Source organism: Streptomyces sp. NPDC005963, assembly GCF_040638655.1.
Classification (GTDB): domain Bacteria; phylum Actinomycetota; class Actinomycetes; order Streptomycetales; family Streptomycetaceae; genus Streptomyces.
In genome coordinates this window covers 290,600-316,019 of record NZ_JBEXVD010000003.1, presented here as the reverse complement: position 1 = coordinate 316,019, position 25,420 = coordinate 290,600, and the positions used below count along the sequence as shown (strand labels likewise).

Genomic DNA, 25,420 nt, shown 5'->3' with positions numbered 1-25,420 from the left:
CATCCGTGGCATCCGTACGACGGCGCCGAGTCTGCCCGCCTCCGCCTCGCGAACCCCGCCAACCTGGGCGGCCCCGCGTGGCGGGGCGGAGCGAACCGCACGGTGGATTCCGGTCGAGCGGGTCCGTTGGATGCAGATCGCTCCGATTCGTCCGCGCGGTCGACGGTCGTCCCCGTACGAGGGGCGCGCGGCACCCCGGAGCCGTACAGTCGCCCCATGTCGCAGTCCCTGACGCTCGACGAGGTCGAGGCCATCGCCCGAGCCGCCCACGAAGGCCAGACCGACAAGACCGGTCGGCCCTACGCCGAACACATCGCCGCGGTCGCCGCCGGCGTGCGCGCCCGTGGTGGCAGCGATGAGCAGATCGCCGCCGGCTGGCTCCACGACACGGTGGAGGACCATGTCCTGTCCCTGGAGTGGCTCCAGACCGCGGAGCTTCACCAGTCCGTCAAGGACATCGTCCTCGCCCTCACCAAGGGCGAAGGCGAGGACATGGAGAGCTACGCCCGGCGCATCCTCGCCACGCCGGGCGCGCTGCTGGTCAAGGAGGCCGATCTCGCGCACAACACCGATCCGCAACGGCTGGCGGCCTTGGACGAGGCGACCCGCACCCGACTGATCGCGAAGTACGCGAAGACCCGACAGCTCCTCGGTCTCGCCTGACCGCTGCCGCTGCCCGTACTGGTACTGGTGTCGGTACGGGTACGGGCATGGCGTCGGCACCGCACTCAGCGCCCCGGCCCCAGGTCGGTGGCGTCCCGGCGGAACGCCCACCGCATCTCCGGCTCGGTGGCCCAGCGCAGGGCCCTGCGGACCGGCGGGGTGCACATCGCGGTCACCACGGCCGCGGTGACCACGGTCAGCAGTACTTCGCCGGCGGGCTCGCTGAGCCAGGCGTAGGTGTCGAACACCCCCGCGTACTCGGCGGCCTTCAGCGGGAAGCCGTGCAGCAGATAGCCGCAGATGGTCCCGACGCCCAGCACGGTGAACCAGGTCCGTCGACGCGGCACCCACGACAGGAACGCCACGGTCAGGATCGCACCGCAGACGAAGAGCAGCAGCGTCGTCGTGATGCCCGCCCACCACGGCGCACCCAGTTCCTGCGCACTGGAGGAGCGGTAGAACCAACCGAGGTCCATCGACGGGGCGAGCCAGTAGGCGACGGCGAACGCCCCCGCGAGGAGCGGCAGCGACAACACGCGGATCTCGGGACGGCGCACGAGTTGGAAGTGCACGGGTTGCAGGACCAGCCCGAGGACGAAGAACGGCAGGAACTGGAGCACGCGCTGGAGGTTGAGGTCGTCGCCGATGCCCGGAGTGAGCGCCGCGAGCGAGGCGATGGCCAGCGCGACGGGGAGCGGCCGACGGATCTGCCGCCACAGCGGGGTCGTCAAGCGCCAGATGAAGAGGGCCGCCAGGAACCAGGTCAGATAGAAGGGGTCGAGGAGGCTGATGGGCTGCCCCGGCTCGTTGCCGGCCCAGCGCCGGAACAGCGAGTACAGCAACTCGAAGACCACGTAGGGGAGCGCTATTCCGGTCAGCAGCCGTCTGACCTGGTGGGGACGACCGGTGTAACTCCGCGAGAAGTAGCCCGAGACGATGATGAACGCCGGCATGTGGAAGGTGTAGACGAGCATGTAGAGAGCCCGTGAGGCGCGGCTGCCCTCCATGACCGGTTCCCATGCATGGGCGATGGCGACCAGGACGATCGCCAGGTACTTCGCGTTGTCGAAGAAGGCGTCCCGCCCGGGAGCGGCCGATTCGCCCCGGGGCGCGGCGGTTGCGTCATGTGTCGCCGGGGCGGCCGGCGTTGAGACCCTCTCGGGGGACGTCGTATCGGTCACAGTCGCCGCGGAAACGGAACTCGGCTCCCGGGCTTGGGCGCCCGGGGTCCTGCGCGATCCAAGGGGAGCGTGGAACATTCGAGGCACCCTAACTAGCCGTATGGGAGGACGTAAAACACTCTTCGGCTGCCCTGTCAGGGAATCTCAAACCACTAATATTTGTCCGCTATCACCTATTTAATCCACCTTAAATGTCCCATAACTCCCGTGGATCTGATGAGTGTGAGCCGCTCCACGCGGTAGTTATGAGTGCCATGTGACCGACCGGTGCCCACGGCGAAACGATCGGGTCGAATTCCTCCCCCGTACCCCCTCTCCGCCGTGGTGATCGTCACCCGGGCGGTCCGGATGGCGAGATTCCGTCGTCGTCGATGTGTCAGATGGCGGCATAGAAGGCGCAGTTGGTGGCACGATGTTCATGAGGCGGGGGATGTGCAGAGTCGCATGACCCTTGCCGGCGAGCGGACCGACCTAGGGTGTGATCTGTTGTGGCCATTTCACTGTCTGTGGTGCTGCTCTTGGGCATCATCATGGTCGTCATGATCCGCTCGGGCTCGCTCAAAGGCGGGCCCAGCATCGTTGCGATCCTCTTCGGCTTCTTCCTGGCGTCGTCGGGCATGGCCCCGTCGATCAATAGATTCCTGACGTCGATAGCCGACACGATCAACGACATCAGCTTCTGACGAGCGGCCCCATCCGGCCTCAGCGGAGAGCCGGCTCCCCGGGCGCCGCGTGACCCGCCGGCGCCCGACGACCCCACGGCGCGAGCCACCCGGCCGCGCCGTGCGCCATGCCCGGCGAACACCACGCAGGCCGAGAACGCCCGACACGAAGCGGCCCTGTACAAAACGACTTCGGGCCTGGTTCGACACCATCGTGTCGAACCAGGCCCGAAGACATATGGAGCGGGCGACGGGAATCGAACCCGCGTAGCTAGTTTGGAAGACTAGGGCTCTACCATTGAGCTACGCCCGCAAAGCTTGCACCGCAGGTCACCCCCGTGAGGGCGGCCGTCGGTACGAGAAGCATCGTAGCGGGTCGCGGGGCGAGCACGCACACCGCTTTGCGCGAGCCCCCTGCGTACGCCCCTCACCCTGGCGATAACCGGCAGCCGTGGCCCTCGAAGACCCTGTACCCTACGTCTCGCACCAACGGGGTGTGGCGCAGCTTGGTAGCGCGTCCGCTTTGGGAGCGGAAGGTCGTCGGTTCGAATCCGGCCACCCCGACCAACATCATCCGAGCCCGCACAAGATCACATTGTGGGGCTCATCCTGCGTGCGGCTACTATGCAAGCTGCGTGCCCGTGTGTCCGACGACTGAGACGTGATCCGGGCCGATCAGCTGAGTCCCCACAGTGTGCGGCGGACGCGGTAGAACCCCAGTATTTCAGCCACCAAGGAGACCGAACCGTGAAGAGCGCCGTGGAGACCCTGAACCCGACCCGGGTTCGGCTCACTGTCGAGGTGCCCTTCGAGGAGCTCAAGGACAGCCTCGACGCGGCGTACAAGAAGATCAACCAGCAGGTCACGGTCAAGGGCTTCCGTAAGGGCAAGGTCCCGGCCCGAGTGATCGACCAGCGGTTCGGCCGTGGTGCTGTGCTGGAGGAGGCCGTCAACGACGCCCTTCCGAAGTTCTACACCGAAGCGGTCAACGAGGCGGAGATCAACCCCCTCGGCCAGCCCGAGGTCGACATCACCGAGCTGAAGGACGGCGACACGCTGAACTTCACCGCCGAGGTCGACATCCGCCCCGAGATCGAGATCCCGGACTACTCCGGCATCGAGGTCACCGTGGACTCCGTCGAGGTCACCGACGAGGACATCGACAAGGCCGTGGAGCAGCTGCGCGAGCGGTTCGCCTCCACCTCGCCGGTCGAGCGCGCCGCCGAAGACGGCGACGTCGTCACGATCGACCTGGAGGCCAAGGTCGACGGAGAGGTGCTGGAGGACGGCGTCGCCAACGCCATTCCCTACACCATCGGCTCCGGCGAGCTCCTCGACGGCATCGACGACGCCGTGAAGGGCCTGGAGGCCGGTGGCGAGGCCACCTTCACCTCCGAGCTCAAGGGCGGCTCCGCAGCGGGCAAGGAGGCCGAGGTCACCGTCAAGGTCACCCAGGTCGCCGCCCGCGAGCTGCCCGCGCTGGACGATGACTTCGCGCAGCTGGCCAGCGAGTTCGACACACTCGACGAGCTGAAGGCCGACAGCCGCAAGCGCCTGGAGAACACCAAGCAGTACGACCAGGCCACCCAGGCCCAGGAGCGCGTCCTCGAAGAGCTCCTGAAGCTGGCCGAGATCCCGATCCCCGAGAAGCTCCTTGAGGACGAGGTCAACACCCGCAAGCACAACCTTGAGCACCACCAGCTCGGTCAGATGGGCCTCGACCTCGCGAAGTACCTGGAGATCCAGGGCAAGACGGTCGAGGAGTTCGAGACCGAGACCAAGGAGCAGGCGGTCAAGGGCATCAAGACCCAGTTCCTGCTCGACGCGCTGGTCAACAAGGAGAAGCTGAACGTCAACCAGGAGGAGCTCACCGAGCACCTCATGCGGCGCGCGGCCTCCTCCGGCATGAGCCCCGACCAGTTCGCCCAGGCCGTCGTCGAGGGCAACCAGGTTCCGATGCTCGTCGGCGAGGTCGCCCGCGGCAAGGCGCTGGCCCTGGTCGTCGAGGCCGTGAAGGTCGTCGACACCGACGGCGAGCCCGTTGACCTGGACGTCGACGAGGACGAGGCCGCCGAGACGGTCGAGGCCGCCACCGAGACCGCCGAGGTCGCGGAGGAGTCCACCGAGGCCGCCGAAGCCACGGAGACCACGCAGGCCAAGGACGCCTGAGCCTCCCCAGCAGTTCCAGCGCAGGGCCCGGACGCCGAAGTGTCCGGGCCCTGCGCTCTCTGGTTTCCCTAACCACCTTGCGCTCCGAGCGAACAGTTCGGGAACCGGGATGGCGTTGTCCGACCTGCGCGTTAGGGTCCATGAGTACGAGGGCAGGGGAGTACCCGCCCCCGGCTACGAAGACGCTGAGACGGCAGGCAGCCGTCAGAGACGAGCAGGTGGATACGTGACGAATCTGATGCCTTTCGCCGCCGGTGAGCCGTCCCTCGGTGGTGGCCTCGGCGACCAGGTCTACAGCCGGCTGCTCGGCGAGCGCATTATCTTCCTCGGCCAGCAGGTCGACGACGACATCGCCAACAAGATCACCGCACAGCTGCTGCTCCTTGCCGCCGACCCCGACAAGGACATCTACCTCTACATCAACAGCCCCGGCGGCTCGGTGACGGCCGGCATGGCGGTCTACGACACCATGCAGTACATCCCGAACGACGTGGTCACCATCGGTATGGGCATGGCGGCCTCCATGGGCCAGTTCCTGCTGACCGGTGGCGCGGCCGGCAAGCGCTTCGCGCTGCCGAACACCGACATCCTCATGCACCAGGGTTCGGCCGGACTCGGCGGCACCGCCTCCGACATCAAGATCCAGGCCGAGTACCTGCTGCGCACGAAGCAGCGCATGGCGGAGATCACCGCCCGCCACTCCGGCCAGACCGTCGAGGCGATCATTCGCGACGGCGACCGCGACCGCTGGTTCACCTCGGAGGAGGCCAAGGACTACGGCCTCATCGACGAGATCATCTCCGCCGCGTCGGGTGTCCCGGGCGGCGGCGGCACCGGCGCCTGAGCGCCCGGCACGGCCCCCACGGCGCACCGGACCCGCTCCACGGCCCCGTTCCGCCACCCCAGCCCGCGAAACGCCCCGCAGAACGCCACCAGGATGGTGAACACCCACATGAGCAACTTCTCCGCGAGCGGTCTCTACACCGGCACGCAGCTGGACAACCGCTATGTCGTCCCGCGCTTCGTCGAGCGCACCTCCCAGGGCGTGCGCGAGTACGACCCGTACGCGAAGCTGTTCGAGGAGCGCATCATCTTCCTCGGCGTGCAGATCGACGACGCCTCCGCCAACGACGTCATGGCGCAGCTGCTGTGCCTGGAGTCGATGGACCCCGACCGGGACATCTCCATCTACATCAACAGCCCCGGTGGTTCCTTCACCGCGCTGACCGCCATCTACGACACGATGCAGTTCGTGAAGCCGGACATCCAGACGGTCTGCATGGGCCAGGCGGCCTCCGCCGCGGCCGTGCTGCTCGCCGCCGGTACCCCCGGCAAGCGGATGGCCCTGCCCCACACCCGTGTCCTCATCCACCAGCCGTCCTCGCAGACCGGCCGTGAGCAGCTCTCCGACCTGGAGATCGCGGCCAAGGAGATCCTGCGGATGCGCGAGCAGCTGGAGGAGATGCTGGCCAAGCACTCCACCACGCCGATCGAGAAGGTTCGCGACGACATCGAGCGCGACAAGATCCTGACCGCTGAGGACGCACTCGCGTACGGTCTCATCGACCAGATCGTCTCCACCCGCAAGAGCACGGCCGCCGCTGCGGCCTGACCGGTGAGTCACCCTTGGTGCGGTGCACGACCATGTGAACCGCACCAAGGGGGGCCCGAACGAGGGCCCCGGCAAGGTACCGTCGGATATGAGGCACCAGGAGCAGGCTGAACCAAGCCGCTCCCAGGCGAAGGGGAAGCACCTCGTGGCACGCATCGGTGATGGCGGCGACCTGCTCAAGTGCTCGTTCTGCGGAAAGAGCCAGAAGCAGGTGAAGAAGCTCATCGCAGGCCCGGGTGTGTACATCTGCGACGAGTGCATCGACCTCTGTAACGAGATCATCGAGGAGGAGCTCGCCGAGACCTCCGAAGTGCGGTGGGAGGAACTGCCCAAACCGCGCGAGATCTATGAGTTCCTCGAAAGCTACGTCGTCGGTCAGGAGCCTGCGAAGAAGGCGCTCTCCGTAGCGGTCTACAACCACTACAAGCGCGTCCAGGCCGGCGAGAACGGCGGCGCCCAGGGCCGCGAGGACGCGATCGAGCTCGCCAAGTCGAACATCCTCCTCCTCGGCCCCACCGGCTCCGGCAAGACCCTGCTCGCCCAGACCCTGGCCCGCATGTTGAACGTACCGTTCGCCATCGCGGACGCCACGGCGCTCACGGAGGCGGGTTACGTCGGCGAGGACGTCGAGAACATCCTGCTCAAGCTGATCCAAGCGGCCGACTACGACGTCAAGAAGGCCGAGACCGGGATCATCTACATCGACGAGATCGACAAGGTCGCCCGCAAGAGCGAGAACCCGTCGATCACGAGGGATGTCTCGGGCGAAGGCGTCCAGCAGGCCCTGCTGAAGATCCTGGAGGGCACCACCGCCTCCGTACCGCCCCAGGGCGGGCGCAAGCACCCGCACCAGGAGTTCATCCAGATCGACACGACGAACGTCCTGTTCATCGTGGGCGGCGCATTCGCCGGCCTGGAGAAGATCATCGAGTCCCGCGCCGGCGCCAAGGGCATCGGATTCGGGGCCACGATCCGCTCCAAGCGGGAGATCGAGGCGAGCAACCAGTTCCAGGAGGTCATGCCGGAAGACCTGGTGAAGTTCGGGATGATCCCCGAGTTCATCGGCCGTCTGCCCGTCATCACCTCCGTGCACAACCTCGACCGCGAAGCCCTGCTGAAGATCCTCGTCGAGCCGCGCAACGCCCTGGTCAAGCAGTACCAGCGCCTCTTCGAACTCGACGGCGTCGAGCTCGACTTCGACCGGCCCGCCCTCGAAGCCATCGCCGACCAGGCCATCCTGCGCGGCACCGGTGCCCGCGGTCTGCGCGCCATCATGGAGGAGGTTCTCCAGTCGGTGATGTACGAGGTCCCGTCCCGCAAGGACGTGGCCCGTGTGGTCATCACGGCCGACGTGGTGCGCAACAACGTCAACCCGACGCTGGTGCCGCGGATCGTGAAGAACGACGGACGGCACGAGAAGTCGGCGTAGGGATTCCCGTACAAGCCTGAAAGGGGGGCGCGGCCGGTTACGGCCGCGCCCCCCTTTCGCTTGTACATCGACGCTCCACTGCCCTATCGGCGGTACGCAGCGAATTCGCCTCGGACGTGCGGGTCTTCAGACCTTGGTGCGGGAGCTGCCGTAGAGCTTCGCCGCCAACTCGGCCAGCTTCTCCTGGCTCATGGGCTGACCGCCCGCTCCGAACATCTGCTTGGCGTCCATGGCGATGACCTGACCGATGGTGCTGTAGTCGACCCAGACACAGATCGGCAGCTCGAAGGCCTTCATCTTGAGCCCGGCGGTCTGGCCGGTGGACGGCGGTGTGAACTTGGCGTTCTGACACTTCACCAGAGCGCCGTCGAGCCCCGCCGGCTCATAGGACTTGGGCTCCCCGATCAGCTTGACGTCGGGATCGTTCTCGGACTTCTTCTCCAAGCCGGTCTGGCTGAAGAAGGTGTCCATCGCCTTGGCCGGATCGGTGACTTCGCCCCACAGGCCGTTGAAGATGAGGCCCGTGCGCTCCAGCGGGTTGCCGGTGTCGGGGGATTCGTACTCGACGCCGACCTTCTGGGGGTTCTTGACCCCCACCTCTTCCGCCTTCTTCTTCTCGTCGGCGGAGGGGTCGCGCGAATCCGCCGAACCCTTCCGGGTGTAACCGTCCAGCGAAGCGGTGGGAGTGAGCTTGTACCCCTTGGTGCTGTCGGCCACATCGCTATTGCTGGCGCCGCCCTCCCGCAGGAGGAAGAACGCCCCACCGGCGACCACCGCGAGGGCCACCACGCCGATGCCGATGATCAGTCCGGTCTTCTTCTTCGGAGCCGGCGGCGGGGGCGGAACCTGCCCGGGGTACTGCGGCTGCTGACCGTACGGGCCGGGCTGCTGCGGTGCGCTCCACTGCCCCGGCTGCTGGGGCGGGGGCTGGTTGTACGGGTTCGGCTGTTGGGGTACACCCTGGGGAGCCTGTTGCGGATATCCGTACGGGCCCGGCTGGCCCTGTTGCGGATATCCGTAGCCGGGCTGCGGGGCTTGCGGCTGCTGGCCGTAGGGGCCCGGCTGGCCGTAAGGCCCGGGCTGCTGCGGCTGTCCCCCGTACGGGCCCGGCTGGTTCTCACTCATTCTGGGTTCCCCTCCAGATCTTTATGTGGCCCCAACATCCTCACCTAATGCCAGTTCGAATGGGGCGACGGGGGTCACACCGTTACCGAACATTCCCGTTTCAGTACGACGCTGTGACACCCCTAAACTGGGCCCGTGACCGAGAACACTCAGCAGCAGCCAGCCAGCACCCCCGAACTGCCGACCCAGTACGCGCCGGCCCAGGTAGAGGGGAAGCTGTACGAGCGCTGGGTAGAGCGCGGTTACTTCACGGCGGACGCCAAGAGCGAGAAGCCCCCGTACACCATCGTCATTCCGCCGCCCAACGTCACCGGAGCGCTCCACCTGGGCCACGCCTTCCAGGTCACGCTCATGGACGCCCTCACCCGCCGCAAGCGGATGCAGGGCTACGAGGCGCTGTGGCTCCCCGGCATGGACCACGCCGGCATCGCCACCCAGAACAAGGTCGAACAGCAACTCGCCGAAGAGGGCAAGTCCCGGCACGACCTCGGCCGTGAGGCGTTCACCGACCGGGTCTGGCAGTGGAAGGAAGAGTACGGAGGCCGCATCCTCGGCCAGCTCCGCCGACTCGGCGCCGGTCTCGACTGGAGCCGCGAACGCTTCACCATGGACGAGGGCCTCTCCCGGGCCGTCCAGACCATCTTCAAGAACCTGTACGACGACGAGCTCATCTACCGCGCCGAGCGCATCATCAACTGGTGCCCCCGCTGTCTCACCGCGATCTCCGACATCGAGGTCGACTACCAGGACGACAACGGCGAACTGGTCTCCCTGAAGTACGGCGAAGGCGACGACACCCTCGTCGTCGCGACCACCCGGGTCGAGACGATGCTCGGTGACACCGCCGTCGCGGTCCACCCCGACGACCCGCGCTACGCCCACCTCATCGGCAAGCGGATCAAGCTCCCGCTGACCGACCGTACGATCCCCGTCGTCGCGGACACCCATGTGGACCCGGAGTTCGGGACGGGCGCGGTCAAGGTGACCCCGGCCCACGACCCCAACGACTTCGCCATCGGCCAGCGCCACGGCCTGGAATCCCTCACGATCATGAACGAGCGGGCCGTGATCACCGTGCCCGGCCCCTTCGAGGGACTGGACCGCTTCGAAGCGCGTTCGGCGATCGTCGCCGCACTGCGCCAGCAGGGGCGGATCGTCGCCGAGAAGCGCCCGTACGTCCACTCCGTCGGACACTGCTCCCGCTGCAAGACCACCATCGAACCCCGACTCTCCCTGCAGTGGTGGGTCAAGGTCGGCCCCCTCGCCCAGTCCGCGGGCGACGCGGTCCGCGACGGCCGTGTGGCCATTCACCCCGCCGACCTGTCGAAGCGCTACTTCGACTGGGTCGACAACATGCACGACTGGTGCATCTCCCGACAGCTGTGGTGGGGGCACCGCATCCCCGTCTGGTACGGGCCGAACGGCGAGACGGTCTGCGTCGGACCCGACGAACAGCCCCCGAGCGGTGAGGGCTGGACGCAGGACGAAGATGTCCTCGACACCTGGTTCTCCTCCGGCCTGTGGCCGTTCTCCACCCTCGGATGGCCCGAACAGACCGAGGACCTGAAGAAGTTCTACTCCACCGACGTCCTGGTCACCGGACACGACATCATCTTCTTCTGGGTCGCCCGGATGATGATGTTCGGCCTCTACGCGATGGACGGCGAAGCCCCCTTCAAGACCGTCGCCCTGACCGGCCTCGTCCGCGACGAGAACGGCAAGAAGATGTCCAAGTCCTTCGGCAACGCGGTGGATCCGCTGGACTGGATGGACACCTACGGCTCCGACGCGGTCCGATTCACCCTCGCACGCGGCGCCAACCCCGGTGCGGACGTGCCGATCGGCGAAGACTGGGTCCAGGCATCCCGCAACTTCGCCAACAAGATCTGGAACGCCACCCGATTCGCCCTGATGAACGGCGCCACGGTCGAAGGCGAACTGCCCCCGGTCGAGCAGCTCTCGGCGGCCGATCGATGGATCCTGTCCCGCCTCAACACCACCGTGGCCGAGGTCGACGCCTTCTACGGCGACTACCAGTTCGCCAAGCTCTCGGACGCGCTCTACCACTTCGCGTGGGACGAGGTGTTCGACTGGTACGTCGAGCTCTCGAAGACGACGTACTTCGCCGGCGGCGAGCAGGCCAAGGTCTCCGCCCGGGTCCTCGGCGAGGTCCTGGACGTGACGCTGCGCCTGCTCCACCCCATCGTGCCCTTCGTCACCGAGACCCTGTGGACCACGCTCACCGGCAAGGAATCCCTGGTCATCGCCGACTGGCCCAGCGACAGCGGGTTCCGTGACGCAGCCGCCGAGCGAGAGATCGAGCTGGTCCAGCGGGTCGTCACCGAGGTCCGCCGCTTCCGCAACGACCAGGGCCTCCAGCCTGGGCAGCGGGTCCCCGCCCGCCTGGACCTCGGCACCACGGCGCTCGCACCGCACGAGGCGGCGATCCGTCAACTGCTCAGGCTCCAGCCGGAGGGCGACGACTTCAACGCCACCGCGACCCTGCCGGTGGCGGGGGCGACGGTCGCACTCGACCTGTCGGGAACGATCGACGTCGCTGCTGAGCGCAAGCGCCTGGCGAAGGACCTGGCGGCGGCGGAGAAGGAGAAGCAGCAGGCAGAAGGAAAGCTGGGGAACGAGGCGTTCCTGGCGAAGGCGCCCGACAACGTCGTGGAGAAGATCCGGGTCCGGCTGACCAAGGCGGAGGAAGAGATCACCCGCATCACGACTCAGCTCGCGAACCTTCCGGCAGCCTGATCCGCTCCGGGGGGAGCGGCCCCTGGGGGGCTTGGGTGTCTCCGGGGGAGCTCGTCCGTTGAGCCCAGCCTTGGGGGCTGGGGGTTCCGTCCTCAAGCGCCGGACGGGCTGGGGGTGCTCGGGTTTGGGGGTGTGGGGGTTTTGGGGGTCCGGGTGCGGGTTGGGGGTGGGGTGCGGGTGGTGGGGGTGCTTTCGGGCGTGACTCCTCACCGTCGGCGGCCCGAAGCTGGTCCGTAGGTGTCAGCTCTGGATGCCGCCAACGCTTCCGGGGACACCCCCTGCGCGCCCCCAGAACACCAGCCGACAGGCTCCGGGGTCCCCGGCCCGATCCACGAGCAAGGGGTATGGGAGAGATGGGGGCTCGCTCCCCAGAACACCAACCACGGCATCCGGAACCCCCGACTGATCCACAGGTGGACGGGGGCGAAGGGTGCCGGAAATGCTGGCCAGGAGCCTTCGAGGCCCAATGTCGCCTTGTGACTGAGCCACCTAGGTCCCGGAGCTGCTGGATCGCCTTTTCCTGGGCGGACTCCCGGATCCAACGCATTCGGTCACTGCCTCTGCCGCAGCCCTGCGCACCTCGGGGTGGGGGTGCTGGAGGAACCGCTCAGCAACCAGCAGCGCTTCATGGTCGTGGGTCGCACCGAGGATGGCCAGGACGTAGTCCAGGAGCAAGGGTTCGAAGACATCCACACTGACGCCGAGCGGTTCCACCACCCGGTAGGGAAGTTCGTAGTGCGTGGAGGCGGTGCAGGCTGCGTGTAGCGCGGACTCCCGCACTGGGAAGCTCTCATCAGACAGCGCGACCATGACGAGGCGCTCGACGGCCTGCTCAGCGTCGGCCGGCGTCAGACGACCTGTCTCCAGAACGTCGCTGACGACATCGAGGCAGAGATCCCGGCGGCCCACATCGGAGGTGTGCAGCTCTCTCCAGGCCGATTCGATCAATGCCGTCAGGTCCTGGTATCCGTCCACGGCCAGGAGCATAGGAGACACTCGCCACCCGGCCTCAGAGAGTTCTCGCTCACGATCAGACAAAGGCGGTTCCATAAGGACGCGAGCCGGGTGGAAGAGTGCCGGTCGGTGGTGGACGGGCCTGTTGCTATCCCGATACTGCACGCCAGCACGTTCTGCCCCCACCCGGCATGGTTTCGAGGAGCGCACAGCCCCTCATCCGAACCGCGACTTCTGCATCGGGCCGGGGCAGCCTTGCCCTGGTGGGGGGTGTTCTGGGGCACCTCTGTCTCCGAACCCCTGCCCATGGATGGAGCTCAGTGCCCCTGAACCTGGTTGGTGTTCTGGGGCGCGAGCCCCTGTCTCTCTTCCGAACCCGCGCTCGTGGATCGGGCCGGGGACCCCGGACCCCTTGGCTGGTGTTCTGGGGGCGCGCAGGGGGTGTCCCCGGAAGCGTCGGCGGCATCCAGAGCTGACACCTACGGACCAGCTTCGGGCCGCCGACGGTGAGGAGTCACGCCCGAAAGCACCCCCACCACCCGCACCCCACCCCAACCCGCACCCGGACCCCCCCCAAAGCCCCAGCACCCCAAAACCCGAGCAAACCCAGCCCGTCCGGCGCTTGAGGACGGAACCCCAGCCCCCCAAGGCTGGGCTCAACGAACAAGCCCCGCCCGGAACAAGCCCGGACCACACGCACCCGAGGCCCTGGCAAGGGCCCAGCCCCGGCAAGCTCAGCCCGTCCGGCGCTTGAGGACAGACCCCCCAGCCCCCAAGGCTGAGCCCAAAGAACGCCCCCCGGCCCCACCCAAGCCCCCCAGGGCCGCCCCCTCCGCGGGATGATGCCCCCATGCCCTTTGTGCCCGTCTCCTACGTTCTGCGGCGCGTCATCGCCGTCGGGCGTGGGTGTGCCCATCGTTGGGCGACTTCTCCTCGTGCGCTCGACTGCATCACCGCGCTCAGCGCGTTCTCCCTGATGGTGCTCGACGTCCCCGGGCTCGCCCGTGCCGACAATGCCCTCACCGGGCTGACGGCCACCCTGGTGCTCGCGGTGGGCGCCGCGACCCTGGTGTTGCGGCGGCGGTTGCCCTGGGTGCCGTACCTGGTGGCCCTGGTGCTGCTCGGGTGGTTGCACGAGCTCACCCTCATCCAGTTCGCGCTGTACTCGCTGGGCCGGTTCCGGGGCAGATGGACGGGGGCTCTCGCCACCTGCGGCTACATCGTCGTCGCGTACGCCCTCTTCACCCTGCCGGGCTGGCCCGAGCACCCCGCGAGCCTCTCCGGTTTCCTCGGGCTGGTGGTCCCGATCGGGGTGCTGGCGTGCGGTGTCGGGATAGCGGCGTACCGGGCGGACCTGGTGCGGGCGCTGGAGGCCCAGCGGGCGGAGACGGCCGCGCTCCAGGCCGTACAGGACGAGCGGACCTCGGTCGCCCGCGACGTACACGATCTGGTGGGGCGGGAGCTGACGGTCCTGGCCGTGCGGGCCGAAGTGCTGTCGGCGCGGTCCCGCGGCACCGACTGGCAGAAGGACTTCGAGGAACTCGCGGACACCGCGCGACGGGCGCATCTGATGCTCAACGACACCATTGTCCACCGTGCGGACGAACGCACGGCCACCCCCGGTCTGGAGGGGCTCCCGGAGCTGGCCCGGGAGAGCGAGCGGATGGGCAGTCCGGTCTCCCTGCACATCGGGGAGCAGGCGCGCCGCATCTCACCGCTGCGCCAGTCGGCCGTCTACCGCGTGGTCCAGGAGTGTCTGACGAACGCCGCGAAGCACGCCCCCGGTGAACGGGTGACGGTGACCATGGCCCTGGAGGGCAGCCGGCTCCGGGTCACGGCCCGCAACGCGCTGCCGAAGTCGGCTCCGCCGCGGGCGCCCGTGTCCAGCGGGACCGGTACCTTCTCCATGCGCGAGCGGGTCCGCAGCATGGGCGGGACGTTGACCGCGGCGCCCCAGGGCGGTGCGTACGAGGTGGTGGCCCTGCTCCCCGTGGGGCGGCCGGGTCCGTAGCGCCAAGGAGGTGCTTCTGGTGCGACCCGGGGGTGTCGGAGTACCCCCGGACTTTAGACTGGACCCGTGAGCGAGCACCCGCATGACGCCGAGGCAGGCGAGCCCGACCCGTTCGACGAGATCGTCGAGGCGGAGACCGACCGTGACCCTGACCTGGCGGTGATCGAGGCCGGGAGCCGCACGCTGCGTACCCAGGCCGGGTTCCCGCAGGCCGATGCGGTGCCTTCTCGACCCGCCGACCCGGAGGTGGACAAGGCGCTCCGCGCGGTGGAGGCGGATCTCGCCACCCGTTGGGGCGAGACCAAGCTTGAGCCTTCCGTCACTCGGATCGCGGCGCTGATGGACGTGCTGGGGGAGCCCCAGCGGGCGTACCCGTCCGTTCACATCACGGGCACCAACGGCAAGACGTCGACGGCCCGGATGATCGAAAGTCTGTTCTCCGCGTTCGAGCTGCGCACGGGTCGCTACACCTCGCCCCACGTGCAGTCGATCACCGAGCGGATCAGCCTGGACGGCGCCCCCATCGAGGCGGAGCGCTTCATCTCCACGTACGAGGACATCAAGCCCTATGTGGAGATGGTCGACAGCTCCCAGGACTTCCGGCTCTCCTTCTTCGAGGTGCTGACGGGCATGGCGTACGCCGCCTTCGCCGACGCGCCCGTGGACGTTGCGGTCGTCGAGGTCGGCATGGGCGGTGAGTGGGACGCCACGAACGTGATCGACGCCTCCGTGGCCGTGGTCACCCCGATCGACCTGGACCACACGGATCGACTCGGTGGTACGCACGCCGAGATCGCCGCGGAGAAGTCCGGGGTCATCAAGCAGGGCGCCACGGTGATCCTGTCGCAGCAGCCGGTCGATGCGGCCCAGGTGATGCTGAAGAAGGCCGTGGAGGTCGATGCCACGGTCGCCCGGGAGGGCATGGAGTTCGGTGTCGCGGCCCGTGAGATGGCGGTCGGCGGTCAGCTGCTGACCCTGCGCGGTCTCGGCGGGGAGTACCCGGATGTCTTCCTCCCGCTGTACGGGGCGCACCAGGCGCACAATGCGGCGGTGGCGCTCGCCGCGGTGGAGGCGTTCTTCGGTATCGGTTCGCAGCACGCCCGGACGCTGGACGTGGACGTGGTCCGCAAGGCGTTCGCGGCCGTGTCGTCACCCGGCCGGCTGGAGATCGTGCGGCGCAGCCCCACGGTGGTGCTCGACGCGGCCCACAATCCGGCCGGTGCACGGGCGACCGCGGAGGCGATCACCGAGGCGTTCGGGTTCTCCCGGCTGATCGGTGTGGTGGGTGCGAGCGCTGACAAGGACGTACGGGGTTTCCTGGAGGCGTTCGAGCCAGTGTTCGCTGAGGTCGTCGTCACCCAGAACTCCAGTCATCGTGCGATGGACGCGGATGCCTTGGCCGCGGTCGCGGTGGAGGTCTTCGGGGACGAGCGGGTCGTGGTCGAGCCGCGGCTGGACGAGGCACTGGAGGCGGCCGTGACCCTCGCGGAGGAAGAGGCGGAGTACGCGGGCGCCGGGGTGCTGGTGACCGGGTCGGTGATCACGGTCGGCGAGGCCCGGCTGTTGTTGGGGAAGGGCTAGACATCTGATGCGTATGCTCTGCGCGTCCACCCTGATCGGTGAATTCTTTCTGCTGGGGTTCGCGGGTCTGGTGGCGATGAAGGATCCGGATCTGTCCATGGCCACGGTGTGGACGGTCTGTGGTGTGGCCATGGCCCTGTCCGTGTTGCTCTGCGGAATGCTCGGTCGCCCGATCGGGGTGCAGTTGGGCTGGGCGCTCCAGGTGGGTCTGATCGTCAGCGGTTTCGTCGTTCCGCTGATGTTCTTCCTGGGCGCGTGCTTCGCGGGCCTGTGGTGGGCGTCGGTTCACTACGGGCGGAAGATCGATGACGTGAAGGCGCGCTGGGCAGCGCAGCAGGGGCAGCCGGAGGCGTCGTAGCGTGCTGGGTCCCGCTCGTACCCCGGGTGGGTGCGAGTGGGCCGTCGTAATCTCTGCCTGATCGGTAATCAGGTCCGGGTGCCATCACTCCGGTGGCCCCCTGTAACCTCACACCACCGCATTTGTATGCCTGCAAGGAGCCCCACACCATGACCCAGCGCACTCTCGTCCTGCTCAAGCCGGACGCGGTCAGTCGGAAACTGGTCGGCGAGATCGTCGGTCGCATCGAGGCCAAAGCCGGCTGGACGATCGCGGCGTTGGAGTTGCGCACGCTGGACCGGGAGATTCTGGAGCAGCACTACGCCGAGCACGTCGGGCGTCCGTTCTATGAGCCTCTGGTCGAATTCATGGCGTCCGGCCCCGTGGTCGCTCTGGTGGTCGAGGGTGAGCGGGTTATCGAGGGTGTGCGGCAACTCGCCGGGCCCACGGACCCCATTGCGGCGCCGCCCGGTTCCATCCGTGGTGACTTTGGCACTATCGTCCGTGAGAACCTGATCCACGCGTCGGACTCCGAGGAGTCCGCCATTCGGGAACTGAAGATTTTCTTTCCGGGGCTTTCCTGACTTGTCGTCAGCCATACAGCGCTCATGACCTGGGGCGACCGAAGGAATTCGGTCGCCCTTCGGTATATGCGAACGCAATGCGGGAACGGATCGCTGCGACACCTCGTCACCTATATAGAGGTGGACCACCGCGCCGTGTCCGTGGAGGCGGCATTACGATGGAGCCTCACGCCACAGCACCCACCTCGCCATCCTGAAAAGCAGTCAACGCTTCGATTTGGGAAGGCCAGACGCATCCTCATGGGGAACAACATGTCGTTCATCGGCCGTGACATGGCTGTCGACCTCGGGACCGCCAACACGCTGGTGTACGTCAGGGGCCGGGGGATCGTCCTCAACGAGCCGTCCGTCGTCGCCATCAACACCAACACGGGCGGCATCCTCGCGGTCGGCGCCGAGGCGAAGAAGATGATCGGTCGGACACCGGGCAACATCGTTGCCGTCCGGCCGTTGAAGGACGGCGTCATCGCCGACTTCGAGATCACCGAGCGGATGCTCCGCTACTTCATCCTGAAGATCCACAAGCGTCGCTACCTCGCCCGTCCGCGCGTCGTCGTCTGTGTGCCGTCCGGCATCACGGGTGTCGAGCGCCGCGCGGTCATCGAGGCGTCGACGCAGGCGGGCGCCCGTCAGGTGCACATCATCGAGGAGCCCATGGCCGCGGCCATCGGCTCGGGACTCCCGGTCCATGAAGCCACCGGCAACATGGTCGTCGACATCGGCGGCGGCACCACCGAAGTGGCGGTGATCTCGCTCGGCGGCATCGTCACCGCGCAGTCCATCCGCGTGGCCGGCGATGAGCTGGACAATGCGATCATCCAGCACATCAAGAAGGAGTATTCGCTTCTCCTCGGCGAGCGGACCGCCGAAAACATCAAGATCACTATTGGTTCGGCCTATGACCTCGACCAGGACGAGCACACCGAGATTCGCGGTCGCGATCTCGTTTCCGGTCTGCCGAAGACCGTGGTCATCTCGGCCACCGAGGTCCGCAAGGCGATCGAAGAGCCCGTCAATGCGATCGTCGACGCGGTCAAGACGACACTCGACAAGTGCCCGCCCGAGTTGTCGGGCGACGTGATGGACCGCGGCATCGTCCTCACGGGCGGCGGTGCGCTGCTGCGCGGTCTCGACGAGCGTCTGCGTCGCGAGACCGGCATGCCCATCCACATCGCGGAAGACCCGCTGGACTCGGTGGCGCTCGGCTCCGGCAAGTGCGTGGAGGAGTTCGAGGCGCTCCAGCAGGTGTTGGACGCGCAGCCGCGTCGATAGACGTCTACGTGGGGGGCACGATCTTCCCCTGGGGTCCGGACGGACCCCGGGGGACCGCCTGTATGGGTGCCTGCCGTCCCGTACAGCTGATCGTTGATATACAGACACTCACATTCCTACGAGGAAGGCACGGCCGCCGCACGTGAGGGACACACGAGAGAGCCGGCTGCTCCTGGTGCTGCTGATCGCCATCGCGTTCGCTTTGATCACGGTGGACATCCGCGGGGGCGAGGACTCACCGGTCGACGGCGCCCGGCAGGCCGCCGCCACCGTCTTCGGACCGGTGGAGAACGGGGTCGCGGCAGCGGTCGACCCGGTCGGCAACGCCATCGGGGCCGTACGCGACTCGGGGCGGCGGCACGACCGCATCAGCGCCCTGGAGCGCGAGAACGCCGAACTGAAGGCGCGCCTCGGCAGCGATGACCGCAATCGCAGTCGGGCCCGCGAGCTGGACAAGATGCTGAAGAAGGCCGGTGCCGGTCAGTACGGCATCAAGGGCGCGGAGGTCATCGCCATAGGAGCGGCCCAGGGCTTCTCCTGGACGGTCACCATCGACATCGGTTCGCGCGAGGGCATCCAGCGCGACATGACCGTGCTCAACGGTGACGGTCTCGTCGGCCGTGTCACCACGGTCGGCCCGCACACGGCGACCGTACTGCTCGCCAATGACCCCGACTTCACCGTCGGTACCCGCATGGAGAAGACGGACGAACTCGGTTTCGCCACCGGACAGGGCGACCGCCCGCTCGCCGTGCAGTTGCTCAACGGCAAGGCGAAGGTGAAGAAGGGCGACCGTCTGGTCACCTTCGGCTCCCAGGCGTCCAAGCCGTTCGTGCCCGGTGTGCCGATCGGTGAGGTCGTCCGGGTCGACCCCTCGGGCGGGGACCTCACCCGGACCATCTATGTGAATCCGTACGTCGGGTTCAGCAAGCTCGACATCGTCGGCGTGGTGGTGGAAGCGCCCCGTACAGACCCGCGTGACACCGTGCTGCCGGCCAAGCCCGCGGCGCCGAAGCCCACGCCCACGGTCACCGTCACGGTCACGCCCGGTCAGAACGACGCCCAGGGCAACGATCAGACCGAGACGCAGAACGGCCGGACCGACGAACTCCAGAACGACCAGAACACTCCCCAGAACGACCAGAACAGCAATCAGGGCGATCAGAACACCGCCCAGAACGACCAGAACGGCGTGAACAACGGGCAGACGCAGGGCACCGGCCGCACGGACGGCCAAGCCCAGGGCGACGGCCAGAACGACCAGCAGTAGGAGCTGATCCGTCATGCGTCTCAACCGGATGCTTCTTTCGACGACCCTCGTCGTGGTCGCGCTCGTCATCCAGGTCTCCGTCCTCGCCCGGCTGCAACTGCCGGGCGCCGTCCCCGATCTGCTGCTGCTCGTTGTCCTCGGGCTCGCCCTGGTGTACGGGCACACCGCGGGCGCCTTCATCGGCTTCGGCGCCGGCCTCCTCGCCGACCTCGCCCCGCCCGCCGACCACGCAGCCGGGCGGTACGCCCTGGTCCTGTGCGTGATCGGCTATCTCGCGGGGCTCGCCCGTCCCGAGCACGGCAAGTTGAAGTCCGCGACCGCACCCATGCTCGTCGTGGTGGGGGCGGCCATCGGCTCCACCCTGCTGTACGCGGGCGTCGGCGCCCTCGTCGGCGACACCGCGGCCCGCCACGTGGGCCTCGGCAGCCTGCTGTTCACCGCCGCGATCTACGACCTGCTCCTCGCGCCCTTCACGGTGCCGCTCATCATGGCCCTGGCCCGGCGCACCGAGAACGATCCGCTCGCCGAGAGCCAGAGCGGCGGCGACGTCGCCTCCGGCTGGCTCTCCTCGGGCACCGGACTGCGCATCGGCAGTCAGCGCGGCGGGCTGCGGATGAAGACCGCGCGCACCAGAGCCGCCCGAGCGGGCCGCATCAAGGGCGTCAAGCGACTGTGATCCAGAAGGGGGCACTCGCATCATGAGCAACATCCCGGAAACCGGGCGGACCCCCCGGGTCCAGATCCGTCTCGTCGTCATCCAGGTACTGGTCTTCTCCCTGCTGTTCACCCTCGGCGGGCGGCTCTGGTACCTCCAGATCCGCAACGGCCAGGAGTACACGGACGAGGCGAAGAACAACGGCGTCCAGCGCGTCGTCCAACCGGCCGTCCGCGGGGCCATCCTCGACGCCCACGGAGTGCCGCTCGCCGACAACGAGACCCGTCTGGTCGTCTCCGCGTCTCGCACCGAGCTGATGAAGATAGAGGACGACGGCAAGGCCGTCCTCGCCCGACTCGCGGGCGTCCTCGGCATGCAGGCCAAGGAAGTCCAGGACAAGGTCCGGCTCTGCGACGCCAAGACCCCCCAGCCCTGCTGGAACGGCTCGCCCTACCAGCCGATCCCCGTCACCGACGAGGCGACCACCCAGCAGGCCCTTCAGATCCGTGAGCGTGCGGAGGACTTCCCCGGCATCACCGCCGAGCCCACCGCCGTACGCCGGTACACCGCCCCCGGCAAGTCCAACACCGCCCAGGTGCTGGGCTACCTCTCGCCGGTCACCGACGACGAGATCCAGAAGGCCAAGGACACCGACTCCCCGTTCCTCCGCTCCGACCAGGTCGGACGCTCCGGCCTCGAACGCACCTACGACAAGGCGCTGCGCGGCAAGGCCGGGATCACCCGCTACGAGGTCGACAACCTCGGTCGGGTCATCGGCGAGGCCGACCGCGACGAGGCCCAGCCCGGCGCCAACCTCGTCACCTCCATCGACGCCCGGGTGCAGGCCGTCGCCGAGTACGAACTCAACGAGGCCATGAAGGCCGCCCGCAAGGAGATCGACAAGAACAACACCGGCAAGAACTACAAGGCCGACGCCGGTGCGGTCGTGGTGATGGAGAACAAGACGGGCCGCATCATCTCGATGGCCTCCCAGCCCACCTACGACCCCAACGCCTGGGTGGGCGGCATCTCCGCCAAGGACTACGCCAAGCTCACCAGCAAGGACTCCAACTACCCGCTGCTGAACCGGGCGATCCAGGGGCAGGCGGCCCCCGGCTCCATCTTCAAGGTCATCTCCTCGACCGCGGCCGTCAACGCCGGATACTCCTTCAACGGCACCTACCCCTGCCCCTCCTCCCTGTCCTTCGGCGGCCGGGAGTTCAAGAACTTCGAGTCCAAGGGGTACGGCTCCATCAACCTGGGGCGGGCCCTGGAGGTCTCCTGCGACACCGTCTACTACGGCCTCGCGCACCGCGAATGGCTCAAGGACGGCGGCATCACGCCGAAGAAGAAGCCCAAGGACTGGTTCTACAAGACGGCCCACCAGTTCGGCCTCGGCAAGGAGACCGGTGTCGACCTCCCCAACGAGGTCGCCGGCCGGATCCCCGACCGCCAGTGGAAGCAGGACTTCTGGGAGGCCAACAAGTCCGGCTGGTGCAAGAGCGGCAAGCGGGACGGCTCCGAGTTGGAGCGCATCGCGTACGAGAACTGCCTCGAAGGCAACCGGATGCGTGCCGGTGACTCCGTCAACTACTCCATCGGCCAGGGCGACATCCTCGTCACCCCGATCCAGATGGCCACGATCTACGCCGCGATCTCCAACGGCGGCAAGCTCTACAACCCCACCGTCGGCAAGGCCATCATCAGCGCCGACGGCAAGTCCATCCAGGAGATCAAGCCGCAGACGCACGGCAAGCTCCCCATGGACAAGAAGACCAACCGGCAGATAAACGATGCCCTCGCGGGAGTCGTCACCGTCGGTTCCGCCGCCTGGCGGTTCGGCGGCTGGCCGCAGGACAAGATCCCGATGCACGCCAAGACCGGCACCGCCGAGGTCTACGGCAAGCAGACGACCTCCTGGTTCGCCTCGTACACCGACGACTACACGATCGTGATGACGATCTCCCAGGGCGGTACGGGCTCGGGAGCGTCCGGGCCCGCCGTGCGGAAGATATACGAGGCGATGTACGGACTCGACGAGAAGGGCGAACAGGACCTCAAGCGCGCCCTGATGCCCAAGCCGCTCACGTCCCTGCCCAAGATCCAGGCCGACGGCACCATCGACGCCCCGTCGATCAAGCCGTACAAGCCGCGCAAGCCGGTCGACCCGAACCAGCAGGTCGTCGCGGGCGGACTCCCGTCCGGTGACGTCCCCCGGGACGGCGGCCAACTGCTCGCGGGCTCGCCCGCGCGGAGGGACTGAGACATGGCCGGCTCCCATGGCTTCTCCGTCTCCGGATACGGACCCCAGCGCGGCGGACTCTGGTCCCAGATGTCCGCCCGCGACTCCGTCGTGCGCCGCCTCGACTGGCCGCTGCTGCTCTCCGCGCTGGCCCTCTCCGGCATCGGCGCACTGCTGGTCTGGTCGGCCACCCGCGGCCGTACCGAACTCAACCAGGGCGATCCGTACTACTTCCTCTTCCGCCACCTGCTGAACACCGGTATCGGCTTCACGCTGATGATCGGCACCATCTGGCTGGGGCACCGCACCCTGCGCGGTGCCGCCCCGGTGCTCTACGGGCTCTCGGTGCTGATGATCCTGCTGGTCCTGACCCCCCTGGGCGCGACCATCAACGGCGCCCACGCATGGATCGTCATCGGCGGCGGCTTCACCATCCAGCCCTCCGAATTCACCAAGATCACCATTATCGTCGGGATGGCGATGCTGCTGGCCGCCCGGGTGGACGCCGGCGATCAACTCCACCCCGACCACCGCACGGTCGCCAAGTCACTGGGCCTCGCCGCCCTGCCGATGGCGATCATCATGCTGATGCCGGACCTCGGGTCCGTCATGGTCATGGCCGTCATCGTGCTCGGGGTGCTCCTGGCCTCCGGAGCGTCCAACCGCTGGATCCTCGGACTGATCGGCAGCGCGGCGGCGGGGGCGTTCCTGGTCGCCGCACTCGGCCTGCTGGACGAGTACCAGATCAACCGCTTCGCCGCCTTCGCCAACCCGGAACTCGACCCCGCGGGCGTCGGCTACAACACCAACCAGGCCAGGATCGCCATCGGCTCCGGCGGGCTGATGGGCACCGGACTCTTCAAGGGCTCCCAGACCACCGGCCAGTTCGTGCCGGAGCAGCAGACCGACTTCGTCTTCACCGTCGCCGGTGAGGAACTGGGCTTCCTCGGCGCCGGTCTGATCCTGGTCCTGCTCGGCGTGGTCCTCTGGCGGGCCTGCCGGATCGCCCGCGAAACCACCGAGCTGTACGGGACGGTCGTCGCGGCCGGCATCATCGCCTGGTTCGCCTTCCAGTCCTTCGAGAACATCGGCATGACCCTCGGCATCATGCCGGTGGCCGGACTGCCGCTGCCGTTCGTCTCCTACGGCGGCTCGTCGATGTTCGCCGTGTGGGTCGCGATCGGACTGCTGCAATCCATCCGGGTCCAGCGGCCGATAACTGCCTGAGCCAACAAAGCCCGGTGTGGGACTGCCGCACCGGGCGTCGGCGAACTAGATTCACTTTATGGCGGACACGAAGCGCGAGATCGAGCGGAAGTACGAAGCCACCCCCGAGACCAAGCTGCCCAAACTCACCAAAGTGGTCGGAGTCTCGGCCGTCGTCGACCACGGCACCGCCGAACTCGACGCGGTCTACTACGACACGGCCGATCTGAGACTCGCCGCGGCCTCCATCACCCTGCGGCGCAGGACCGGCGGAAACGACGCCGGCTGGCACCTCAAACTGCCCGTCGCCCCCGGTGTCCGCGACGAGATCGGCGCCCCCCTCTCCGACCAGCTGCCGCGGAACCTCGCCGCCCTCGTGCGGGCCCGCGTCCGCGGCGCCGAACTCGTCCCCGTCGTACGACTGCTCTCGACCCGGCAGATCCGCGTGCTGACCGACGTGGACGGCAATCCCCTGGCCGAGCTGAGCCGGGACGCCGTCCGCGCGGAACGTCTCGACGACGGGGCCGGCCGAACCGCTTCGTGGGACGAGATCGAGGTCGAGCTCGCCGACGACGCCGACCCGGCGATCCTGGACGCCGTCGAACAGAAGCTCACCAAGGCCGGGATCCAGGCGGCCGATTCCCCCTCCAAACTCGCCCGCGCCCTCGCCGAGACCGGCCTCGGCGCACCCGGTACGAGTGCCGCGCACCCGGCCGAGCCGCAGACCGCGGGCGATCACATCCTCGTCTACCTGCGGGAACAGGTCGTCGCCCTGCTGGCGTACGACCCCGGCGTACGGCGTGACCTACCCGACGCCGTCCATCAGATGAGGGTCGCCACCCGACGGCTGCGCAGCGCCTTCCGTTCCTTCCGCAAGGTCTTGGACCGGGCGGTGACCGACCCCATCGGCGAGGAGCTGAAGTGGCTGGCGGCCGAGCTGGGTGTCGCCCGTGACCAGGAGGTCCTCACCGAACGGCTCCGGGCGGGCATCGGGGAGATCCCACGGACCCTGCTGCTGGGACCGGTCCGCGGCCGGCTGCGCATCTACACAGCGGCCCACGGCGCCGGCTCGCGCCGCAAGGCGCTCACGGCACTCGACAGCAAGCGCTACCTCGCCCTGCTGGCGACGCTGGATGCCCTGCTGGCCGAACCGCCCCTGCTGGGGGCCGCGGCCAAGCCGCCCGAGCAGGCACTGCCCAAGGCCCTCGCCAAGGACTACGAGCGGCTGTCCGAGCGGATCGCCCACGCCCTGGAACTGCCCGCGGGCCACGAACGTGACCTCGCCCTCCACGAGGCCCGCAAGGCGGCCAAGCGCGCCCGGTACGCGGGAGAGGCCGCGAAGTCGGCGCTCGGCAAGCCGGCCAAACGGTTCGCCAAGAGGATGAAGGCCGTCCAAACCGTGCTCGGGGACCACCAGGACAGCGTGGTGGCCCGTGAGGCCCTGCGGAACCTGGCGATCCAGGCCCATGCGGCCGGGGAGTCGGCGTTCGCCTGGGGCCTGCTGTACGGGCGTGAGGAGTGGGCCGCGGCCGAGTTGGAGCGGGAATTGCCCCAGGTGTGGGCGAAGGCATCCCCGGACCAGCTGGGCGGGGTCCTGGACGGGTGACCTCCGGACCTGCCGTCGACCTCTGCATCAGCTGCGATCAGGCCCCCGGCACACCGGTGGGCCCCGGTCCGCGGCCCGATCGAACCGTGCGGGCGGCCCTCGGC

Annotated in this window: 20 protein-coding genes and 2 tRNA genes; 18 read left to right on the top strand and 4 right to left on the bottom strand. The window is 67.9% G+C overall.

The genetic code is table 11. The annotated features are described in order from the left end of the window. The first annotated feature begins 216 nt into the window (after nt 1-216). Nucleotides 217-663, top strand: coding sequence for an HD domain-containing protein (locus tag ABZ348_RS07440; protein ID WP_358930291.1), 447 nt, complete (start codon nt 217-219; stop codon nt 661-663). Nucleotides 664-728: 65 nt separating this feature from the next. Here ABZ348_RS07440 and ABZ348_RS07435 read toward each other — a convergent pair whose 3' ends face one another. After that, nucleotides 729-1,922: an acyltransferase family protein gene (locus ABZ348_RS07435; protein WP_358930289.1), complete on the bottom strand. Its 1,194-nt coding sequence runs from the start codon at nt 1,920-1,922 to the stop codon at nt 729-731. Between the two features lie 410 nt (nt 1,923-2,332). Between ABZ348_RS07435 and ABZ348_RS07430 the strand changes: the two genes are divergently transcribed. Continuing rightward, nucleotides 2,333-2,527: a hypothetical protein gene (locus tag ABZ348_RS07430; protein ID WP_358930287.1), complete on the top strand. Its 195-nt coding sequence runs from the start codon at nt 2,333-2,335 to the stop codon at nt 2,525-2,527. A gap of 218 nt (nt 2,528-2,745) precedes the next feature. Here the strand turns inward: ABZ348_RS07430 and ABZ348_RS07425 are convergent. After that, nucleotides 2,746-2,819: transfer RNA gene (locus ABZ348_RS07425), tRNA-Gly, on the bottom strand. A gap of 177 nt (nt 2,820-2,996) precedes the next feature. Here ABZ348_RS07425 and ABZ348_RS07420 point away from each other — a divergent pair. The 5 genes from ABZ348_RS07420 (at nt 2,997) to clpX (ending at nt 7,716) form a co-directional block, all read left to right on the top strand. Further along, a tRNA-Pro gene (locus ABZ348_RS07420) sits at nt 2,997-3,073 on the top strand. Between the two features lie 180 nt (nt 3,074-3,253). Beyond that, a complete protein-coding gene (tig, locus tag ABZ348_RS07415) occupies nt 3,254-4,675 on the top strand; it encodes a trigger factor (protein WP_358930285.1) in 1,422 nt (473 codons plus the stop codon). A gap of 238 nt (nt 4,676-4,913) precedes the next feature. Continuing rightward, complete coding sequence (locus ABZ348_RS07410; protein ID WP_358930457.1) at nt 4,914-5,519, top strand: ATP-dependent Clp protease proteolytic subunit; 606 nt, start codon at nt 4,914-4,916, stop codon at nt 5,517-5,519. 93 nt (nt 5,520-5,612) lie between these two features. Then, the gene (locus ABZ348_RS07405; protein WP_358930283.1) at nt 5,613-6,287 is read left to right on the top strand and encodes an ATP-dependent Clp protease proteolytic subunit; all 675 of its coding nucleotides are present in this window, start codon (nt 5,613-5,615) and stop codon (nt 6,285-6,287) included. 145 nt (nt 6,288-6,432) lie between these two features. After that, on the top strand, nt 6,433-7,716 hold the full coding sequence (clpX, locus tag ABZ348_RS07400) for an ATP-dependent Clp protease ATP-binding subunit ClpX (RefSeq protein WP_358930281.1): 1,284 nt from the start codon (nt 6,433-6,435) through the stop codon (nt 7,714-7,716). 126 nt (nt 7,717-7,842) lie between these two features. Here the strand turns inward: clpX and ABZ348_RS07395 are convergent, their stop codons facing one another. Next, on the bottom strand, nt 7,843-8,841 hold the full coding sequence (locus ABZ348_RS07395; protein ID WP_358930279.1) for a hypothetical protein: 999 nt from the start codon (nt 8,839-8,841) through the stop codon (nt 7,843-7,845). 135 nt (nt 8,842-8,976) lie between these two features. Here ABZ348_RS07395 and ABZ348_RS07390 point away from each other — a divergent pair, with 135 nt between their 5' ends. Next, nucleotides 8,977-11,598, top strand: coding sequence for a valine--tRNA ligase (locus ABZ348_RS07390; protein ID WP_358930277.1), 2,622 nt, complete (start codon nt 8,977-8,979; stop codon nt 11,596-11,598). Nucleotides 11,599-12,087: 489 nt separating this feature from the next. On the opposite strand, the gene ABZ348_RS07385 is transcribed toward ABZ348_RS07390, so the two are convergent. Further along, a complete protein-coding gene (locus ABZ348_RS07385) occupies nt 12,088-12,573 on the bottom strand; it encodes a hypothetical protein (protein ID WP_358930275.1) in 486 nt (161 codons plus the stop codon). A gap of 829 nt (nt 12,574-13,402) precedes the next feature. On the opposite strand from ABZ348_RS07385, the gene ABZ348_RS07380 reads away from it, so the two are divergent. The 10 genes from ABZ348_RS07380 to ABZ348_RS07335 all read left to right on the top strand — a co-directional run bounded on the left by ABZ348_RS07380 (nt 13,403) and on the right by ABZ348_RS07335 (nt 25,316). After that, nucleotides 13,403-14,563, top strand: a complete 1,161-nt coding sequence (locus tag ABZ348_RS07380; protein WP_358930273.1) for an ATP-binding protein — start codon at nt 13,403-13,405, stop codon at nt 14,561-14,563. A 66-nt stretch (nt 14,564-14,629) separates the two neighbouring features. Further along, a complete protein-coding gene (locus ABZ348_RS07375; protein ID WP_358930271.1) occupies nt 14,630-16,144 on the top strand; it encodes a folylpolyglutamate synthase/dihydrofolate synthase family protein in 1,515 nt (504 codons plus the stop codon). Between the two features lie 7 nt (nt 16,145-16,151). Beyond that, nucleotides 16,152-16,502 carry a DUF4233 domain-containing protein gene (locus ABZ348_RS07370; protein WP_358930269.1) on the top strand — a complete coding sequence of 117 codons (351 nt, stop codon included), beginning with the start codon at nt 16,152-16,154 and terminating at the stop codon, nt 16,500-16,502. A gap of 149 nt (nt 16,503-16,651) precedes the next feature. Further along, entirely contained in the window at nt 16,652-17,065 is a 414-nt protein-coding gene (ndk, locus tag ABZ348_RS07365; RefSeq protein ID WP_358930267.1) for a nucleoside-diphosphate kinase, read from the top strand. Between the two features lie 252 nt (nt 17,066-17,317). Continuing rightward, nucleotides 17,318-18,337, top strand: coding sequence for a rod shape-determining protein (locus ABZ348_RS07360; RefSeq protein ID WP_358930455.1), 1,020 nt, complete (start codon nt 17,318-17,320; stop codon nt 18,335-18,337). A 142-nt stretch (nt 18,338-18,479) separates the two neighbouring features. Further along, a complete protein-coding gene (gene mreC / locus ABZ348_RS07355; protein WP_358930265.1) occupies nt 18,480-19,607 on the top strand; it encodes a rod shape-determining protein MreC in 1,128 nt (375 codons plus the stop codon). A gap of 13 nt (nt 19,608-19,620) precedes the next feature. After that, complete coding sequence (gene mreD / locus ABZ348_RS07350; protein ID WP_358930263.1) at nt 19,621-20,283, top strand: rod shape-determining protein MreD; 663 nt, start codon at nt 19,621-19,623, stop codon at nt 20,281-20,283. Between the two features lie 22 nt (nt 20,284-20,305). Then, entirely contained in the window at nt 20,306-22,525 is a 2,220-nt protein-coding gene (gene mrdA / locus ABZ348_RS07345; protein ID WP_358930262.1) for a penicillin-binding protein 2, read from the top strand. A gap of 3 nt (nt 22,526-22,528) precedes the next feature. Then, the gene (gene rodA / locus ABZ348_RS07340) at nt 22,529-23,731 is read left to right on the top strand and encodes a rod shape-determining protein RodA (RefSeq protein ID WP_358930260.1); all 1,203 of its coding nucleotides are present in this window, start codon (nt 22,529-22,531) and stop codon (nt 23,729-23,731) included. 58 nt (nt 23,732-23,789) lie between these two features. Further along, nucleotides 23,790-25,316 (top strand): CYTH and CHAD domain-containing protein, encoded by a 1,527-nt coding sequence (locus ABZ348_RS07335; RefSeq protein WP_358930258.1) that lies wholly within the window; start codon nt 23,790-23,792, stop codon nt 25,314-25,316. Nucleotides 25,317-25,420 lie beyond the last annotated feature (104 nt).

What these genes read in the sequence shown, in the direction of transcription:
- ABZ348_RS07380 (WP_358930273.1), top strand. Translation starts at nt 13,403, where the DNA reads ATGCCCTTTGTGCCCGTCTCCTACGTTCTGCGGCGCGTCATCGCCGTC.
- ABZ348_RS07405 (WP_358930283.1), top strand. Translation starts at nt 5,613, where the DNA reads ATGGTGAACACCCACATGAGCAACTTCTCCGCGAGCGGTCTCTACACC.
- ABZ348_RS07440 (WP_358930291.1), top strand. Translation starts at nt 217, where the DNA reads ATGTCGCAGTCCCTGACGCTCGACGAGGTCGAGGCCATCGCCCGAGCC.
- mrdA (WP_358930262.1), top strand. Translation starts at nt 20,306, where the DNA reads ATGAGCAACATCCCGGAAACCGGGCGGACCCCCCGGGTCCAGATCCGT.
- ABZ348_RS07395 (WP_358930279.1), bottom strand. Translation starts at nt 8,841, where the DNA reads ATGAGTGAGAACCAGCCGGGCCCGTACGGGGGACAGCCGCAGCAGCCC.
- ABZ348_RS07435 (WP_358930289.1), bottom strand. Translation starts at nt 1,922, where the DNA reads ATGTTCCACGCTCCCCTTGGATCGCGCAGGACCCCGGGCGCCCAAGCC.
- mreD (WP_358930263.1), top strand. Translation starts at nt 19,621, where the DNA reads ATGCGTCTCAACCGGATGCTTCTTTCGACGACCCTCGTCGTGGTCGCG.
- ABZ348_RS07335 (WP_358930258.1), top strand. Translation starts at nt 23,790, where the DNA reads ATGGCGGACACGAAGCGCGAGATCGAGCGGAAGTACGAAGCCACCCCC.
- ABZ348_RS07370 (WP_358930269.1), top strand. Translation starts at nt 16,152, where the DNA reads ATGCGTATGCTCTGCGCGTCCACCCTGATCGGTGAATTCTTTCTGCTG.
- rodA (WP_358930260.1), top strand. Translation starts at nt 22,529, where the DNA reads ATGGCCGGCTCCCATGGCTTCTCCGTCTCCGGATACGGACCCCAGCGC.
- ABZ348_RS07410 (WP_358930457.1), top strand. Translation starts at nt 4,914, where the DNA reads ATGCCTTTCGCCGCCGGTGAGCCGTCCCTCGGTGGTGGCCTCGGCGAC.
- ndk (WP_358930267.1), top strand. Translation starts at nt 16,652, where the DNA reads ATGACCCAGCGCACTCTCGTCCTGCTCAAGCCGGACGCGGTCAGTCGG.
- ABZ348_RS07360 (WP_358930455.1), top strand. Translation starts at nt 17,318, where the DNA reads ATGTCGTTCATCGGCCGTGACATGGCTGTCGACCTCGGGACCGCCAAC.